At 61.4% G+C, this 14,759-nt stretch carries 16 protein-coding genes and 2 pseudogenes; 5 read left to right on the plus strand and 13 right to left on the minus strand.

Annotated features, from left to right (window positions below; translation table 11 throughout):
- Nucleotides 1-49 precede the first annotated feature (49 nt).
- Together ACZK3W_RS13815 and ACZK3W_RS13820 are read left to right on the plus strand one after the other, a co-directional pair.
- Entirely contained in the window at nt 50-487 is a 438-nt protein-coding gene (locus ACZK3W_RS13815) for an acetyltransferase (protein WP_478450030.1), read from the plus strand.
- Between the two features lie 58 nt (nt 488-545).
- On the plus strand, nt 546-752 hold the full coding sequence (locus ACZK3W_RS13820; protein ID WP_046986281.1) for a hypothetical protein: 207 nt from the start codon (nt 546-548) through the stop codon (nt 750-752).
- 22 nt (nt 753-774) lie between these two features.
- On the opposite strand, the gene ACZK3W_RS13825 is transcribed toward ACZK3W_RS13820, so the two are convergent.
- Entirely contained in the window at nt 775-1,281 is a 507-nt protein-coding gene (locus tag ACZK3W_RS13825) for a GNAT family N-acetyltransferase (RefSeq protein ID WP_478450032.1), read from the minus strand.
- 243 nt (nt 1,282-1,524) lie between these two features.
- Here ACZK3W_RS13825 and ACZK3W_RS13830 point away from each other — a divergent pair, with 243 nt between their 5' ends.
- Genes ACZK3W_RS13830 through ACZK3W_RS13840 form a run of 3 tightly spaced genes read left to right on the plus strand, consistent with a single transcriptional unit; the run spans nt 1,525 to nt 4,215 of the window.
- Nucleotides 1,525-2,196, plus strand: a complete 672-nt coding sequence (locus ACZK3W_RS13830; RefSeq protein WP_478450033.1) for a hypothetical protein — start codon at nt 1,525-1,527, stop codon at nt 2,194-2,196.
- 43 nt (nt 2,197-2,239) lie between these two features.
- Entirely contained in the window at nt 2,240-2,893 is a 654-nt protein-coding gene (locus ACZK3W_RS13835; RefSeq protein ID WP_197615122.1) for a hypothetical protein, read from the plus strand.
- Nucleotides 2,890-4,215 carry an XVIPCD domain-containing protein gene (locus ACZK3W_RS13840; RefSeq protein ID WP_197615121.1) on the plus strand — a complete coding sequence of 442 codons (1,326 nt, stop codon included), beginning with the start codon at nt 2,890-2,892 and terminating at the stop codon, nt 4,213-4,215. Before ACZK3W_RS13835 ends, ACZK3W_RS13840 begins: the two co-directional genes overlap by 4 nt.
- A gap of 54 nt (nt 4,216-4,269) precedes the next feature.
- Here ACZK3W_RS13840 and ACZK3W_RS13845 read toward each other — a convergent pair whose 3' ends face one another.
- The 12 genes and pseudogenes from ACZK3W_RS13845 to ACZK3W_RS13900 all read right to left on the minus strand — a co-directional run bounded on the left by ACZK3W_RS13845 (nt 4,270) and on the right by ACZK3W_RS13900 (nt 14,745).
- Nucleotides 4,270-5,487 (minus strand): hypothetical protein, encoded by a 1,218-nt coding sequence (locus tag ACZK3W_RS13845; protein ID WP_197615120.1) that lies wholly within the window; start codon nt 5,485-5,487, stop codon nt 4,270-4,272.
- 97 nt (nt 5,488-5,584) lie between these two features.
- Nucleotides 5,585-6,592 carry an XVIPCD domain-containing protein gene (locus ACZK3W_RS13850; protein ID WP_154352841.1) on the minus strand — a complete coding sequence of 336 codons (1,008 nt, stop codon included), beginning with the start codon at nt 6,590-6,592 and terminating at the stop codon, nt 5,585-5,587.
- A gap of 57 nt (nt 6,593-6,649) precedes the next feature.
- Nucleotides 6,650-7,186 (minus strand): hypothetical protein, encoded by a 537-nt coding sequence (locus ACZK3W_RS13855; RefSeq protein WP_032129521.1) that lies wholly within the window; start codon nt 7,184-7,186, stop codon nt 6,650-6,652.
- Between the two features lie 397 nt (nt 7,187-7,583).
- A pseudogene (locus ACZK3W_RS13860) lies at nt 7,584-7,727 on the minus strand (TrbL/VirB6 family protein); the annotation flags it as partial.
- An 85-nt stretch (nt 7,728-7,812) separates the two neighbouring features.
- Nucleotides 7,813-8,100, minus strand: a complete 288-nt coding sequence (locus ACZK3W_RS13865; RefSeq protein WP_478450834.1) for a DUF4189 domain-containing protein — start codon at nt 8,098-8,100, stop codon at nt 7,813-7,815.
- Nucleotides 8,101-8,932: 832 nt separating this feature from the next.
- Nucleotides 8,933-9,502 (minus strand): DUF4189 domain-containing protein, encoded by a 570-nt coding sequence (locus ACZK3W_RS13870; protein ID WP_478450035.1) that lies wholly within the window; start codon nt 9,500-9,502, stop codon nt 8,933-8,935.
- A gap of 535 nt (nt 9,503-10,037) precedes the next feature.
- The gene (locus ACZK3W_RS13875; RefSeq protein ID WP_182266333.1) at nt 10,038-10,550 is read right to left on the minus strand and encodes a DUF4189 domain-containing protein; all 513 of its coding nucleotides are present in this window, start codon (nt 10,548-10,550) and stop codon (nt 10,038-10,040) included.
- A 58-nt stretch (nt 10,551-10,608) separates the two neighbouring features.
- Nucleotides 10,609-11,367: pseudogene (locus ACZK3W_RS13880) on the minus strand (type IV secretion system protein); the annotation flags it as partial.
- Between the two features lie 44 nt (nt 11,368-11,411).
- Nucleotides 11,412-11,948: a DUF4189 domain-containing protein gene (locus tag ACZK3W_RS13885; protein ID WP_223276932.1), complete on the minus strand. Its 537-nt coding sequence runs from the start codon at nt 11,946-11,948 to the stop codon at nt 11,412-11,414.
- A 697-nt stretch (nt 11,949-12,645) separates the two neighbouring features.
- Nucleotides 12,646-13,161 carry a DUF4189 domain-containing protein gene (locus ACZK3W_RS13890; RefSeq protein ID WP_197615133.1) on the minus strand — a complete coding sequence of 172 codons (516 nt, stop codon included), beginning with the start codon at nt 13,159-13,161 and terminating at the stop codon, nt 12,646-12,648.
- Nucleotides 13,162-13,386: 225 nt separating this feature from the next.
- Entirely contained in the window at nt 13,387-13,674 is a 288-nt protein-coding gene (locus ACZK3W_RS13895) for a hypothetical protein (RefSeq protein WP_285303714.1), read from the minus strand.
- 555 nt (nt 13,675-14,229) lie between these two features.
- A complete protein-coding gene (locus tag ACZK3W_RS13900; RefSeq protein WP_182266334.1) occupies nt 14,230-14,745 on the minus strand; it encodes a DUF4189 domain-containing protein in 516 nt (171 codons plus the stop codon).
- Between the last annotated feature and the right edge of the window lie 14 nt (nt 14,746-14,759).

The raw sequence follows: 14,759 nt of genomic DNA on the forward strand, positions 1-14,759 counted from the left end.
GCCGGAAAACTTCACAATGCGTACTCCTGTCAAGCACCTTGGTGAACACATGACCACCCTCCGTCCCTCTCGCGCCGACGACGGCGCCGCCCTTGTCGATCTCTGGCGCCGCGCCGTCGACGCCACCCACGACTTCCTCAGTACCGAAGACCGCCAGGCCATCGATGCCGAAGTGGCCGCTTTCCTGCCGCAGGCGCCGATGACCGTCGCCGTCAATGCACAGGACCAGCCGCAGGGATTCATGCTGATCGACGGCACCCACATGGAAGCACTGTTCATCGATCCGGACGTGCGCGGCACCGGTATCGGTCGGCAGCTGTTGCAGCACGCACTGGCCCTGCACCCGCAGCTGAGCACCGACGTCAACGCACAGAACGGGCAGGCCGTGGGCTTCTACCTGCGCATGGGCTTTGTCGAAACCGGTCGTTCGCCGCTGGATTCGCAGGGCCGCCCGTATCCGCTGATCCACCTTCGGCATAAGGCCTGACATCCGTTGGCAGCAGCTGCGTGTTAGCGTGGCTGCTTTCGATCAAGGAATGCCGTACATGGATGGTGCAAAAGCCCTGTTGACCCTGTTTGCGCTGGGCATCAGCCTGGTCTGGATCCTGGTGCCATTCGCCATCTTCGCCGTGCGCAACCTGCTGCGTGAGGTACTGGTCGAACAGCGCCGTACCAACGCACTGCTCGAGCATATCGGCGGCTACCGCATTCCCAAGCCGCAACCCGAACCAACCGTCTGGCGCGCGCCCTGAGCGGGCGCACGCCCGCCGTGGCTCAGGCTGTCGCCTCGAAGGCCGGTGAGTACTGCACCTCGCCCTGAGCCAGCGGAGGCTGCAGGCAAAGCGCCTGGAAATACTCCGCCGGCACGCCCGGCAGCACCAGGCCCGGCTCGGCACGGAAGCCGAAGCGCCCGTAATAGGCCGGCTCGCCCAGCAATACACAGCCATGTGCACCCTGCTGACGCAGTGCTTCAAGTGCGGCGTGCATCAGGGCCGCACCGATGCCCTGCCCCTGCCACGCGGGCACTACCGAGATCGGGCCCAGACCAAACCAGCCCGTGCTGCCATCGCTGACCGTCACCGACGACAGGGCAATGTGGCCGACCACCTGGCCCTGAGTTTCGGCGACCAGCGAAATGCTCAACTCCCCGCGGGCGCGCAAAGCGTCGACGATGAACTGCTCGGTGTGGCTGCTGTGCGGGGCTGCGCGGAAGGCGGCCTCGGTGAGCGCATGGATGGCGGCGTGGTCGGCTGTGGTTTCGGTGCGGATCATGCAGTTCAAGAGAACGCCTTTGATAATGTGATGAATGCGTGAATTATTGATTTACGTCGCAGATTCAACCGCGAGCAGCCCCTGCCAGCAAGGCCAACGCGACGCCCGAATCCCCTGTCCTGCAATCGATTCGCCGGAATACACCGCATCGGGCGCGTCAAAAAGCCGTCGCGACGGTGGCGCAGCGTTCCTGACACGCTCCATAATTGAGAAACCTGTCACCCAGGAAGGATATATGGACATGGACGCACGATGCAGGATCAGGCCATGGGAGTAGCGCTCCCTGAAAGGAAAAGGCAGCCGCTGCTGGCGTTGCTCGCCCTTATCCCACTGGCCGCATGCTCGCCCTATGCTGATGCCGAGCGCGACGTCGCCGCTGGTGGGCGCGGCCTGGCCAAACTCAACCCATCACCGCAGCAAGGCTACGAGCTGGTGCTGACACTGAAGGATGCCCCCGGTCCCTTCGCGGTGGTCGAGGGCGTTGCCCAGTACGACGTCAGCAACCACAAGGACTGCGGCCGGGTCCTGAGGGCGACCGGTACCGCCAGCCGTATTACCAGCCAGGAGCTCGTCACGCTGCGCAAGGTCGGTGAGAACGAGTACCGCGGTACGTTCTACCTCGACCGCATGCAGGACGAGGATTACTACGGGCGTGGTGTCTGCCATTGGGCGCTGACGGGAGTCGGTGCGATGTTGCGCGCTACGACCGGCGAGGCGGATACGCGATTCCTGACGTTCATCGACAAGGAGCGCATGGAGAACGAGTCTCCTCTGACGCTCTACTACCCAAAGTTGATCTATCCACTCGCCGCCACCGTCGCCAACTTTGGCGCCAGTGGCGAGGAAGATCCGTCGGGGTACAGCGAAGATTTGCGCGACGCGCTGTTCTCAACCACCACCACTGTGCAGAAGCTCGCGCCATGAACTGCCAGTGTCACATTTACCTCTACCACCAAGGAGGCCGACATTGCGCCACAAGATGATTCCGTGCCTTGCTCTGCTTCTGTTGACCGCCTGCCACCCGGAGACCGCCATGAACCAGGAACGTGCCGCTGCTGAAGCCGATGTCGCCCAGGGTGGGCGCGGGCTCGCAAAGCTCAACCCCAGCCCGCGCAAGGCCTATGAACTGGTGTTGCGCCTGAAGGATGCCCCGGGCGACTTCGCGGTGGTCGAAGGTGTCGCGCAGTACGACGTCACCAACGAAGACCAGTGCGGCCACATCGAGCCGGCCACAGGCACGGCTGCACGCATCACCAGCCAGGAACCAGTGGAGCTGCGCAAGGTCGCTGATGGCGAATACCGCGGCACTGTATACATCGACCGCATGCTGGACGAGGACTACTACGGTCGCGGTGTCTGCAAGTGGGAGTTCACCGGTGCCGGCGCGATGCTGAAAGCGACGGGAGCAGAAGAAGAGACCCGCTTCCTGACCTTCGTCAAAGCCGATCCGCTGACCGAAGGCAAGACCCACACGCTTTACTATCCAGACGCGGCCTATCCGCGGGCACCGCTTGCTGCCAACTACCCAGCCACCGGCAAGGCAGATCCGGCTGACTACGTTGCTGAACTGCAGGGCAAGTTGTTCACGATGAGTCTCAGCGCCAGCGAGGTCACCCAATGACCATCAGCACGCAGGATTATGCCGCGCTTTCCGACGATGCCTACAAGGACCGCGCTGTCGGCCGGAGGCGTCCGGGGGAAGAAGAGCTCGTCACGATCAATGGGCATGACTACAAGATTCTCGATCACGTCAATAACCGGCTCAATGGTTACCAAGGCACTGTTTATCAGCGAGCCGACACCAACGAGATCGTGGTCGCTCATCGCGGCACCGAGCAGATAGCTCGTGATGCCATCCTGACCGACGGCGGCATGGTCGTCGCCCGCACCAACGTGCAGGCCCCCGATGCCATCGCATTGACCAAAAGCGCGCTGGACTACGCGAAGCAGGAAGCTGCATTCGGAGGCCGCGCACCTGAAGTTACCGTCACCGGCCACTCTCTCGGCGGCGCCCTGGCCCAGATCACCTCGCACCACTTCAACGTCAAGGGCGAGACCTTCAATGCCTACGGCGCGGTCAGCCTCAGCTACCGCATTCCGGAAGGCGGCAACACCATGATCAACCACGTCATGGCTTCCGATCCGGTCAGCGCCGCCTCGCCGCACTTCGGCCAGGTCCGCATCTACGCCAAGCCCGATGAGATCAAGACGCTCGCGGCAAATGGCTTCAGCAATCATGCCCTGCGTGATCTGATTCCGGACCGCCCGATCATCGCGGCAACCAGCTCGTTCGGCGCACACAAGCTGGGCAACTTTCTCGACGAAGGCTCGGTGCTGAAGCACCCGGAAACGCAGAAGCTGGCGAAAGACAACGCCAAGATGATCGAGGAGTACCGCGACGACGTGGAATCACTGCGTCGTGGCGTCACCCGCGCGGCACGCGGCATCCCGGGCGGTGCCGTCGATCTGTACGACCACATCCGTGGCCCGCTGCAACCCGGTGAGCCGGCCCGTCGCGAGGCGGAGAAGAACGGCCATCACACCAGCATGCTGCGCATGGACGATGTCAATCACCTGGGCAACCCGCTGTTCAACGACGCGATCCGTGGCGTGCATGCGCAGGACGTTCGTGTCGGCCGCGTGCCGGATGTGATGAGTACGCAGTTGGCCGGCAGCCTGGCGGCGGAGATGCACGCTGCAGGCGGCAAGCGCATCGACGAAGTGGTGATGAGTGCCGATGCCTCGCGCAGCTTCGCGGTGCAGGGTCTGGGCGGCGACCCGGCGCATCTGCGCGTGTCGGTGGACACGGCCGTGGCGATGAACACCCCGCTGGAGCAGAGCAGCCAGCGGATTGATCAGCAAGCTGCGGGACAGCGCCTGGCACAGGACCGCGATCAACAACTGGAACAACAGCAGAACCAGACCCGCAGCATGCAGGCCTGATGAACAGCGCGGGAGCCGGTCAATCCGGCTCCCGCGTCACTTCGGCCCTCTGCCTCAGGGGCTGGAGGCCGCGACCGGCGCGGACGCACCGGCGGTCACGAACAGATCCGGCCCGGAATCCGGGAAGCCACCACAGGCGCGATCGCCCGGTGCTACCGGATCACAGGGCCACTGCGCCCGCGCGACCTTCTCGCGCAGCTCGAAGCGATCCCCAGTCCAGACCACGAAGGCCAGGTGCTCGCGGTTCCAGTCACTGTAGGCACGCGGACCGACCTTCTGCGCCGTCTCCGGGTACTGCACGAACCAGCGCATGGCCGGGCCGTACTGCAACTTGCTGTGGTCCAGGCTGATCCGGCCCTCGCGCGACAGCTGCCGCGCACGATCGGCCTCCGTCACCTGGGGCATGGCCGGCATGGCGTCGGCGGTCACATCCCTCGGCGCGGCGTCCCCGCGAACCTGGTACACACGCTGGCCCACATAAGCCTCGCGACAGTCACCCGCTGGCACACGTACCGGCTCCGCGCCGTTCTCATCACGGTTGGCGACCTGGTCGCTGCAGGTGAACGGTGCCGACACCAGGTAGAATGTGCTGTCGGCGTCGCGTCCTTCCAGCGAACGCACCCAGATGTCGCCCATCCGCGCGATGAAGTCCGGGCGCTGGCCGTAGCCCGGCACCGCCTTGAACCAAACCTTCTGTTGCACCTCACGCTCGCGCCAGCTGCGCGGCAGGTGGATGTCCTGCTGGGGCAGCGCGACCAGCAGCGCGGCCAGATGCGCCGGCATCGTGCCCTGGCAGGCGCCGATCAGCAGCTCGCCCTGGGCCGCCAGCCGCCCAGCCAGATCCACCGGGCAGCGGGCACCAAGCGCACGCTCGGTCGCCTGCTCGGGCGGCAACGGCGCGATGACCAAGGCGGGTGGCGCGGGAGCTACCGCCGGGGCGGCTGGCTCGACGACGGCAGGCGGTGCAGCGACAGGCGCCGCCGCTGCGGGTGCAACCGGCACAGGCGTCGGGTCGGCAGCCGGCACTTCGGGAGCCGGCGTCGCGACAACGGCTTCAGACGGCATGGGTGCTGCAACAGACGCCGTCCCTGCAGGCACGTCAACGGTCGGCTCGGCAGCCGGGGGCGTCTCCACGACGGGTGCCGCGGCCTCCTGAGCCTGTGCCGACGCTACGGCAAGTCCAAGTGACAGAAGCCAGAGCGGCGGCAGGCGGCGCACGGATGCATTGCAGCAGACAGCGGCGTGCCGGGCATTCGAGGGAACGATTCGCATGTGGTGTCCTTCCGAGTGGGTTTCCATGTCGGCGCCACAGGGCGCCACGCGTCGTACGTAAAGCGCCGGCGGGTCCCCTGCCCGCCGGCATCAGGTGTTACAGGGATCGAGAACGCTGCTCCTGCTCGCGGGCGAGCGCGGCCGCCGGGTCCTGCTGGGCGACACTGGCAGCCAACTGCTGGCTGCTCTGCGCCAGCGGCTGCTGGGCGGCCTGCTCCCGGTCAACGGACGCACGCAGCATCGCCGGATCTCCCAGCGTGCCCTGCACCGCAAACAGCGTGCGCCCGTCGTTGCCTGCCAGCAGATGATCGATACGCGACAGGCCGGCCTTCTGCGCGCTCAACGCCAGTGCGCCGGCGGCATTGTCCAGTTCCTGCTCACTGCGCAGTCCGCTCTGCGCCCCCATCTGCTGCAGGTGCTGGCGTGCCCCCTGGAACAGGGCGTGTCCCGGCTCGCCCGGCTGCGACATGTCGCGCAGGGTGGCCTGCTGCGCCGGCGCCCCTACTTCGCCCCGCTCCAGCCGCGCCATCACATCAGGCGTCAGCTTCTGCTGCCACGCATCGAATCGCTGCTGGCGGGCCTCGATGCCGTTAAGGCCACCATTGATCGCGCGCGTCGCTTCGCGCACATCCTCGCGCGCCGCCTCCGGCACGCGCGTTTGCCACTGCCACACCGCAATACGGCCCGCATGCTCAGGCTGCGCGGCCAGTTCCGGTTGATTCACCAGATCCAGATCCAGCGCCTTGCCGGCACGCTCGTAATTCTCTTTGCCGACCAGCGGCAGATAGCCGCGACCGTGATACTTCAATGCGTCGCCGGGCGCATCATTGCCCATGCGCCCGCCGTACATCAGCTCGGCCAGATTCTTCGGACGGCCGCGCAACGCGTCCTGGCGGGCGTCCTCAAGCGCGCCATTGCCATTGCGCCACGCCGCTTCCACCGGGATCTGCGAGATACCCCGGGTGAAGTTGAAACTTTCATTGAGCCGGCTCAGGCCACGGGACTCGTGCCCGGCCTGCGCCATGAAGTTGGCCAGTTCCCGGGACGAGGTGATGCCGGCCTCCGTGGCCTGCCGCAGCAACTGCGACTCTCTATCCTGCGACACGGTGAAACTCCTGCTCGATCATCGTTGGGTACTCCCGCCTCCTCACAGGCATGGCACTCAGGGCAAGCTCACGTCGGCGACAACGGACGGATCGAAATCCTCGAACCGCACCCGACCAAGTTCGGCCGCCGAGAAATCGCGTGTATGACTGGCCTCGGTCTCGGTGTCGACCACCCTGCGCTGCACGCCATGCACCCAACAGGCCTCGTCGGCCGGAACGTAGCGGAACGTGTAGATGCTGCTCCAGCGCTCACGGCTCCCGCCGTTGGTGATCACACTGAACGCGCCATCCTCGATGGTCACGTACGCGAAGGGGTCGCCGGCAATGCCCCCACGGGTGGAGCACGGCACCAGCTTGTCGTTGCGCGCGGCCAACTGCCATCGGCCCGCGGCGTCACCCAGCAGCAGCAACAACACCCGGTTAGGACCGTGCTCGCCGGGCACCAAGCCGTCGGGTGCCGGTTGATCGATCACCAGCAACTGGTCGTCGATCCCGTTGCCGGTGAGATCGCCGCGTACCGCCTCCAGCAGGTTCGCGCCGGACGGAACGAACGCCAAGGCATTGTCCATGTGTACGCCACTCCCCTTCTGCATCCCCTGCGACTCCTTCAATCCTGACTTTCCAGTACCCGCGCGACGACCGGGAAACCATGCGCTGCGCTGCAGGCTCCGGTGTCCACCATGGCGGATGATAGCCCCGGCCCTGCGGCGTCTGCGATGGTCGCAATCAACATCCGCATCGTGGGTCGTCAGAGTCCTCATGGACGGAAAAGCTCCTGCGTTCGATGGCACCGATGCGTCGGGATTTTGACGCGCACGCAGCTTACTTCGAGGAGGCGGGGCTCGTCGAAGGGAGCTTGGGATGAAAAGCGCACTTGATCACAGAAAAAGCGCAGTTAACGTGAATGGTGGCTTATCCGAAAAACAGATCCGCGGTGGATGGCGCCGGGGATGCATCGCCTCCCGCAGCCCCGCCGGCCTGAGGTTGCGCGGAAAGCGTGCGCTGCTTATCGCGCCCGAACATGCCCATGCTGGTGGCAACGGCCACAATCAACGCTGCCCGCGCCATGTTGGTTACCAGGACCATCATCGAGTCGCGGCTGCGGCCTGTAACGATTCGATAGCCTTGCAACACTTCTCCACAGCGCAGTAAAAGAACATTTGCCCACTAGGACCGTCGCGCCACTCGATCTCGGCGGGATGTCACGGCAACCATGAGACTAGAACGACTCAAAGATCGGCTCAGAACAATCTGTATATAGAACTTTGCACTGCCCACCACCGATGTCTGCGCAATGGGACAAAACTCGATTTGTAGCCTCCTCCTTGCAGCCTGCAACCGAATAGGAGACGCGCCCCTTACTCCCCCTCTCGGGATCAGCATATGCAACGCACTGGTTCTTATAGGTAGTTCCGACTTTGCAATCTCTAGCGCCATGGGTCGCGCAACGGGAAAGCGCCTCGGACACAGCTTCCTGCTTTGAACGCCTTCCGACTGATGCCCCCATATCGCCCGTGCTTACTGCGGTTGCAATAGCTCCCCAGGTTTTGATCCAGCGGCCTGTCGCGACCGGACCACTGGACCCCGCAGCGCCTCCATTGGAGCCCGGTATTGGCGCACATCCACCAACCCCCTGTCCGCCAATCGGATACTGTCCGGGCGGGCAGCGCCCCTCCGCTTGGACATCTGCTGTCACAAGCAAGAACAAAGCAGAGCAAATCCAAAAGAGGGAGATCACAATGCGCTTCACGTTAACTCTCCAATACGCCTGAAATCACTGTCTACCAGGATGAGCAGCTCGCTGGCCAGTTTCCGCAATCCTTGTTGCATCCGACTGCGGCAATGTCATGCAGCTTGTTGACTGATTACTGTAGTCACCGGCGTCTGCAGTACGCCCCTTCTCCGGCTTATCCGGCGAGTAGTAGCTACCCGGCGGCTGCCCACTCGGGCCCGGCGCCTGCGCAACAGGGCTGCCACCTATCTGCGAATATGCCATGAAGCTACCCAAGGTGCCCTGGAAGAACATGGCCGCCATTGGGGGCGCAGTCGGAATCAGGGTCGTCAGGATCAATCCCATGCCGCCCTACTGCATCGCCTGACTGGTCATGCCGTCGCTGGACGCTCCCATCAGCGGGAACTTGTTCACCAGCGGGGTCACCCCGAACGACGCAGACACGCGAATCACCATACCTATGGCCAGCGATTCCAACCCCAAAGGCAAAGTCGATGTCTTAGGCGGAAGTGAGAAATAGAAATAGCCCGCTTCTCAGCAGGCCACCTCTAAAACAAATAAGAAGAACCTCGGCGTGCAACAAAGCTCACCCAACGCGAGGATTCCATCAGCGGAAAGGCTTAAACTCAGACATGCTGCACGCAGAGTAGATAACGGTACAACTGCGCCCCTTACCCTCGGATTCACAACGGCGCACTGATTCCGCCTTCGCATCCTCTTCATTAGGTGATCGATACGCCACGGTTGTCACATCGGCCAGGGGTACTGAGCCAATCACCGGGCCGGCTAGCGCGGCGCATTGATTGTGGTACTCAAGAATAACTTGACACTTCTGCCCCCCCATGCGCTGACATTCAGAGAGCGCGAGAGACCTGGCTTCTCTCTTTGATTTTTTGACCTCTGCCACACCAATCGCCAAATTCTGGCCTACTTGATGGTCTGCATCTTGCGCCAAAGCACCCCACCGGGTTTCCCACTTGCCTGTTGGCGTGGGGCCATTGCTCTCACCACCAATTTGACCGCCCGGAATTGGCGCACAACCTCCTACGCCCTGCCCTCCCACCGGGTACTGACCTGGGGGGCACCGCCCTTCTGCCAACGCCACATTAGAAATAACGAGCAGCAAAAGCACGACAATGCACTTCATACTTACACCTCTATCAATCGACACTGTCATTTCACGCTAGGCACCAGCCTGCCCATATTTTCCAGTATCTTGCTTGATCTCACCTGATCGCCCAATACCGTAACCAGAAGTCGCGCCGTGGCAGGAACTGACCGATGAAGCACTGGAATGATCCTTTGTCTGGGCCGGCGAATAGTAGCTACCCGGCGCCTGCGCAACCGGGCTGCCACCTATCTGCGAATGTGCCATGAAGCTACCCAAGGTACCCTGGAAGAACATGGCCGCCATTGGGGATAGTCAGAATAGTGTTCGTCAGGATCAAGCCCACGCCCCCCCTTCTGCGCCGCGCAGCGTCATCCGCAATGCTCTTCGCCAAAGTCCTCATCGACGGGAAAGCGCCTGCGATTGAGGGCCAGATGCGTCAGCATTTTTGACGCGCACGCAGCCCACTTCTTCGGGCATGGGACCGAACTCCCGAATTCAGCTTCGAGAGTTCATTTCATGATGGCCCCAGCCACTCAGATCCCTCTACCAAAGTGCGATAGGTGTTGGACGTCGGATGTGTCAACCCAGCTCCATAGAGCAATCAGAACTCTTGGAAGATTGGCTCACTGCAATCCGTGTACTTGATCGTGCACTGCCCACCGCCGTGAGCAGCACAGTACTTCAGAACCTCAGTGGAAGCGGCCTCTCTCGTTGGACCACCGGCCATTGAAATCAATCCTTTAGAGCCCGGAGCCGGATCCGCATAAGCGACGCACTGGTTTTTATACGTTATCCCTACAGAGCAATCTTTCGCACCATATGTCGCACAGCGGGACTGAGCCTCAGCGACGGCCTCGGCCTTTGATCTCTTTCCAACCGAAGCTCCCACATCACCGGTCACAACAGATCGGGATATGGCTCCCCAGGTCTTGATCCACTTACCTATCGCACGCGGCCCGGAACTCCCCTCACCCTGAGAGGCTGGAATCGGGGCACAGCCACCCGCACCCTGCCCGCCAATCGGATACTGACCTGGCGGGCAGCGCCCCTCCCCATATGCAACTAGTGGGGCAAGGAACAGGAGAATCAGCAATAGAAAATTATTCATTCTCATAAGAAACCACTCGACAGCAGATCAAGAATTTGCGCCAACTTCCCGGCGACGCATCAAGTTAACGATTCACCCCGCGAAGGCCCGTGTCGTGAATCGTTGGCGCTGAGTTCTGTGGCAAGGTCATGCGAGCTGTCCCGGCAGCCGCATCCTGACCCGCCGTCGGAGCGTCAGTACTGTTAGAGGGCTTCGGAGGAGCGTAATAGCTCCCTGCCGGTTGGCCATTCGGACCAGGCGACACAGCCCCAGCACTGCCACCTATCTGCGAATATGCCATGAAGCTACCCAAGGTGCCCTGGAAGAACATGGCCGCCATTGGGGGCGCAGTCAGAATCAGGGTCGTCAGGATCAATCCCATGCCGCCCTGCTGCATCGCCTGACTGGTCATGCCGTCGCTGGACGCGCCCATCAGCGGAAACTTGTTCACCAGCGCTGTCACCCAGAACGAGGCGGACACGCGAATCACCATCTCCAGTGCGATCGACACCATTGCCGCCAGCACCGCCAACATGGTTCCGATGCCATAGAACAACCATCGCTGGAACAACTGCTTGGTCTGGTCGAACAGAAGGCAAAGAATGAACAACGGCCCGAATCCGATGAACAACGCTATTGCTACTTCGTAGCGCAGAAGCATTGAACCCGCAGTTACCGCTGGACCGCCGGTGCCGAGGCCGATGAACCACATGGCCCGGGTCTTGTCTTCCTGCAATCCAGGGTCATTCAGAATCTTGATGCCATCAATACTGGACAGCGCCACCTGCATCCAAGCCAGACTCTTGTCGATCTGCTCTTCCGGTGCCTGGTCTTTTCCGGCTAATCAGGCATTTCTACGTTTTCAGCCAGAAACTCATAAGCGCAACCTCAGAAGCTCTCAAACTCAGGCTCGGTGCATCCAGAATAAATCACTTTACAGCCATCGCTCCCCTGTTTTAAGCACGCATCCACAGCCATCTTACTCGCAGCATCAACAGATGCCGCACGCGCAAACGTGGAGCCACCAAATCTTGCATCACTGGGGGATACGAATGCTGCGCATTGATTATTGAACTCCAATACCACCCTGCAATCCGTAGCCCCCCGCTGTGCGCAATTAGCAAGGGACTCCGAAGCCGCATCCCTCTTCTTTCGCTTACCGAGAGCCACGCCGACATCGCCCCCCTTCGCTAAAGCGATGGCCCCCCAAGTCTTGATCCAACGCCCTGTCGCAACAGGCGACGCTTGGCCTGCTCCAGTGGTACCACCTGGGATGGGAGCACAGCCGCCGACTCCCTGACCGCCAATTGGATACTGACCAGGAGGACACCTACCTTCTGCATTGGCCGTCTGTGGCAATTGGCAGGCAATGATTCCCACACCCAGCAGGAGTACTACACCTGAATAGACACGAATTGACTTCATTTCCGGCCTCTAGTTCGAAGCTAAGCCTTTACGACCAGTATCAGAATTGCCTGACCCAACTGTGGAGTTGCTGCCAGTGACTACGACATTGCTCCCAACTGAAGTCGATCCACCCGATTGACTGCCACCGCTCGTCGACGGCTTGTCCGGCGTGTAATAACTACCCGACGGCTGCCCGCTCGGACCCGGCGCCTGCGCAACAGGGCTGCCACCTATCCGCGAATATGCCATGAAGCTACCCAAGGTGCCCTGGAAGAACATGGCCGCCATTGGGGATAGTCGGAAGAGTGTCCGTCAGGATCAAGCCCACGCCCCCCCTTCTGCGCCGCGCAGCGTGACCCGCAATGCTCGTCGCCAAAGTCCTCATCGACGGAAAAGCGCCTGCGCTTGAGGGCCAGATGCATCAGCATTTTTGACGCGCACGCAGCCTACTTCCAGTAGGTGTTGCTCGTCGAACGGGACTTGGCTTGTTCACCAGCGCCTTTGTTCAGAACGAATCCGACGCCAAAATTACCATGTCCCAGACGAGGGAAACCCCATACAACTGCACTCAGGTGATTAGTGAAGACACCTAACCCTACCAACTAGATCAGCTGCTCCAGCTCGCCGACAAATGAGATGGCCTGCTTTTCGGCAGGCCATCTCCATCATGCAAAGGCCGATTCAAGAATCTCACCTGTGATTCGACTGACATAGCTCAGAAAGATTCAAATATTGGCTCAGCACAATCCGTGTACAACACCTTGCATTGCCCTCCACCGTTCTTCGCACAGTAGGAGAGAACCCGACTGGTCGCCTCCTCTCTTGAGCCGGCGACTGAAATAGAAACTATTCCCTTACTGCTCGGCTCAGGGTCAGCATATGCGACGCACTGGTTCTTGTACGTTGTATCGATCTTGCAGTCTTTCGCTCCATGTGTCGCGCACCGAGCAAGCGCTTCTGAGACAGCCTCTCGCTTGGAACGCCTTCCAACGGAAGCCCCCATATCGCCCGTGCTTGCCGCCCCCGCAATAGCCCCCCAAGTCTTGATCCAACGCCCAGTAGCAATGGGGCCGCTCTGGACGCCACCGGTACCAGAGCCCGGAATAGGTGCGCATCCACCTACGCCCTGACCACCAATGGGGTACTGCCCTGGCGGACAATGCCCTTCCGCTCTCGCCTCACCCGTCACAAACAAACATAGGAGCAAGCCGACAAGAATGAGAGGAAACATGTATTTCACACTTCTACTCCGTACGCATGGGGCTATTGATTGCCGGGATGTGCAGCTCTGAGACCGGTTTCGGCAACCCTGGAGGATTCCGACGACGGAAGGGTTGAACGTGCGGTCGCATGTCGATCATGCGCACCACTGTCCTGGCCGGACTGCCCCTTCTCCGGAGCGGCCGGCGTGTAGTAACTACCCGGGGGCCCGGCGCCTGCGCAACCGGGCTGCCACCTATCTGCGAATATGCCATGAAGCTACCCAAGGTGCCCTGGAAGAACATGGCCCGGGTCTTGTCTTCCTGCAATCCAGGGTCATCAGAATCTTGATGCCATCAATGCTGGACAGCGCCACCTGCATCCAAGCCAGACTCTTGTCGATCTGCTCTTCCGGCTTCTGATCCTTGCCAGTGACAACGTGGGTGATCAGGCCCTTCACGTCCTCGGTCAGGAACTCATGAAGATCGCGCCCGAACATGCCCATGCTGGTGGCAACGGCCACAATCAACGCTGCGCGCGCCATGTTGGTTACCAGGACCATCATCGAGTCGCGGCTGCGGCCGGTGATTATCCGGTAGTCTTGCGGCCCTTTTCCACAGCGCAGCAAACGGGCATCCCGCCCCCTAAGAAAGATGCGCCTTTCGCATCGCATTCTGGATGCCGTCGTTCTCGATCAAACTTCTCGGCGTGCAGCTTCTTCAGCCGCAGGCTCTCACCCCAGACTCTCGAGTCGCTTGGCGTCAAGTGCTTTCATGCCACCAAACTTCCTCACCGCAGGTCGGAACGACGCCTTTTCACGTCTAATCCCCTTGCCATTGAGGATTGGTCTCCAAGCCGCCTCGCACTCAATCCCGGGGCGATGCGAGATCCAGCATCTGATCCGCTGTCACTCATCCTTCCGCCACCACGCACCCGAGTTACGGAAGCCGATTCGCCTCTACACCAAACGCCCGAGTCAGCGCGCAACTACCGGGCACCTCACCATTTCGACCTGCCTGACATTAAATCTTCCAGATTCTTTCCATAAAGGACTGTGCCAGGACGCCAGTCGGACGACCACAGACTCGCGATAGGATTTTTAGAATTCCTCGAAGATCGGCTCAGAGCAAGCGGAATAGACGGCAGCACAATCGCTCCCTCCTTTCGAGGCACAGAGGCGGGAGGCAAACTCTGTGGCACCCTCGATCGTTGCACCGGTACCAAACTGCGTGGTTCCACCTGTGCCCGAGCTGGCGACAACGGCGGCCACGCATTGATTCTTATATGTAATTGTAACCTTACATCCCACTCCGCCGGATTCAGCACACTTCCTCTGCGCTTCCTCAGCGGCCTCCGTCTTCCGTACCCGCCCTGTTGAGGAGCCAGAGGCGCCCGACGGCGCCAATGATATTGCGCCCCAAGTCTTGATCCATTTACCCGTCGCTCTGGGCCCACTGGTAGCTGCACCTTCGCCTCCAGGAATCGGGGCGCAACCACCGACTCCCTTCCCTCCGATCGGGTACTGCCCAGGAGGACATCGCCCCTCAGCCTGAGCCTCAAGGGCCGATGTGGCGAACATGAACACCAACGGCGCTAGCAAATGGATCATTCTCATCAGGCAACTCTCCT

The sequence above is a fragment of the Stenotrophomonas sp. 80084_Sma genome, from assembly GCF_056481995.1.

Bases quoted from the DNA above. Each gene is read 5' to 3' on its own strand.
- ACZK3W_RS13855 (WP_032129521.1), bottom strand. From the start codon at position 7,186: ATGCAGAAGGGGAGTGGCGTACACATGGACAATGCCTTGGCGTTCGTT.
- ACZK3W_RS13815 (WP_478450030.1), top strand. From the start codon at position 50: ATGACCACCCTCCGTCCCTCTCGCGCCGACGACGGCGCCGCCCTTGTC.
- ACZK3W_RS13820 (WP_046986281.1), top strand. From the start codon at position 546: ATGGATGGTGCAAAAGCCCTGTTGACCCTGTTTGCGCTGGGCATCAGC.
- ACZK3W_RS13895 (WP_285303714.1), bottom strand. From the start codon at position 13,674: ATGGCGCGCGCAGCGTTGATTGTGGCCGTTGCCACCAGCATGGGCATG.
- ACZK3W_RS13840 (WP_197615121.1), top strand. From the start codon at position 2,890: ATGACCATCAGCACGCAGGATTATGCCGCGCTTTCCGACGATGCCTAC.
- ACZK3W_RS13865 (WP_478450834.1), bottom strand. From the start codon at position 8,100: ATGGGGGCATCAGTCGGAAGGCGTTCAAAGCAGGAAGCTGTGTCCGAG.
- ACZK3W_RS13885 (WP_223276932.1), bottom strand. From the start codon at position 11,948: ATGAAGTCAATTCGTGTCTATTCAGGTGTAGTACTCCTGCTGGGTGTG.
- ACZK3W_RS13830 (WP_478450033.1), top strand. From the start codon at position 1,525: ATGCAGGATCAGGCCATGGGAGTAGCGCTCCCTGAAAGGAAAAGGCAG.
- ACZK3W_RS13900 (WP_182266334.1), bottom strand. From the start codon at position 14,745: ATGAGAATGATCCATTTGCTAGCGCCGTTGGTGTTCATGTTCGCCACA.
- ACZK3W_RS13845 (WP_197615120.1), bottom strand. From the start codon at position 5,487: ATGCGAATCGTTCCCTCGAATGCCCGGCACGCCGCTGTCTGCTGCAAT.
- ACZK3W_RS13875 (WP_182266333.1), bottom strand. From the start codon at position 10,550: ATGAGAATGAATAATTTTCTATTGCTGATTCTCCTGTTCCTTGCCCCA.
- ACZK3W_RS13870 (WP_478450035.1), bottom strand. From the start codon at position 9,502: ATGACAGTGTCGATTGATAGAGGTGTAAGTATGAAGTGCATTGTCGTG.
- ACZK3W_RS13890 (WP_197615133.1), bottom strand. From the start codon at position 13,161: ATGTTTCCTCTCATTCTTGTCGGCTTGCTCCTATGTTTGTTTGTGACG.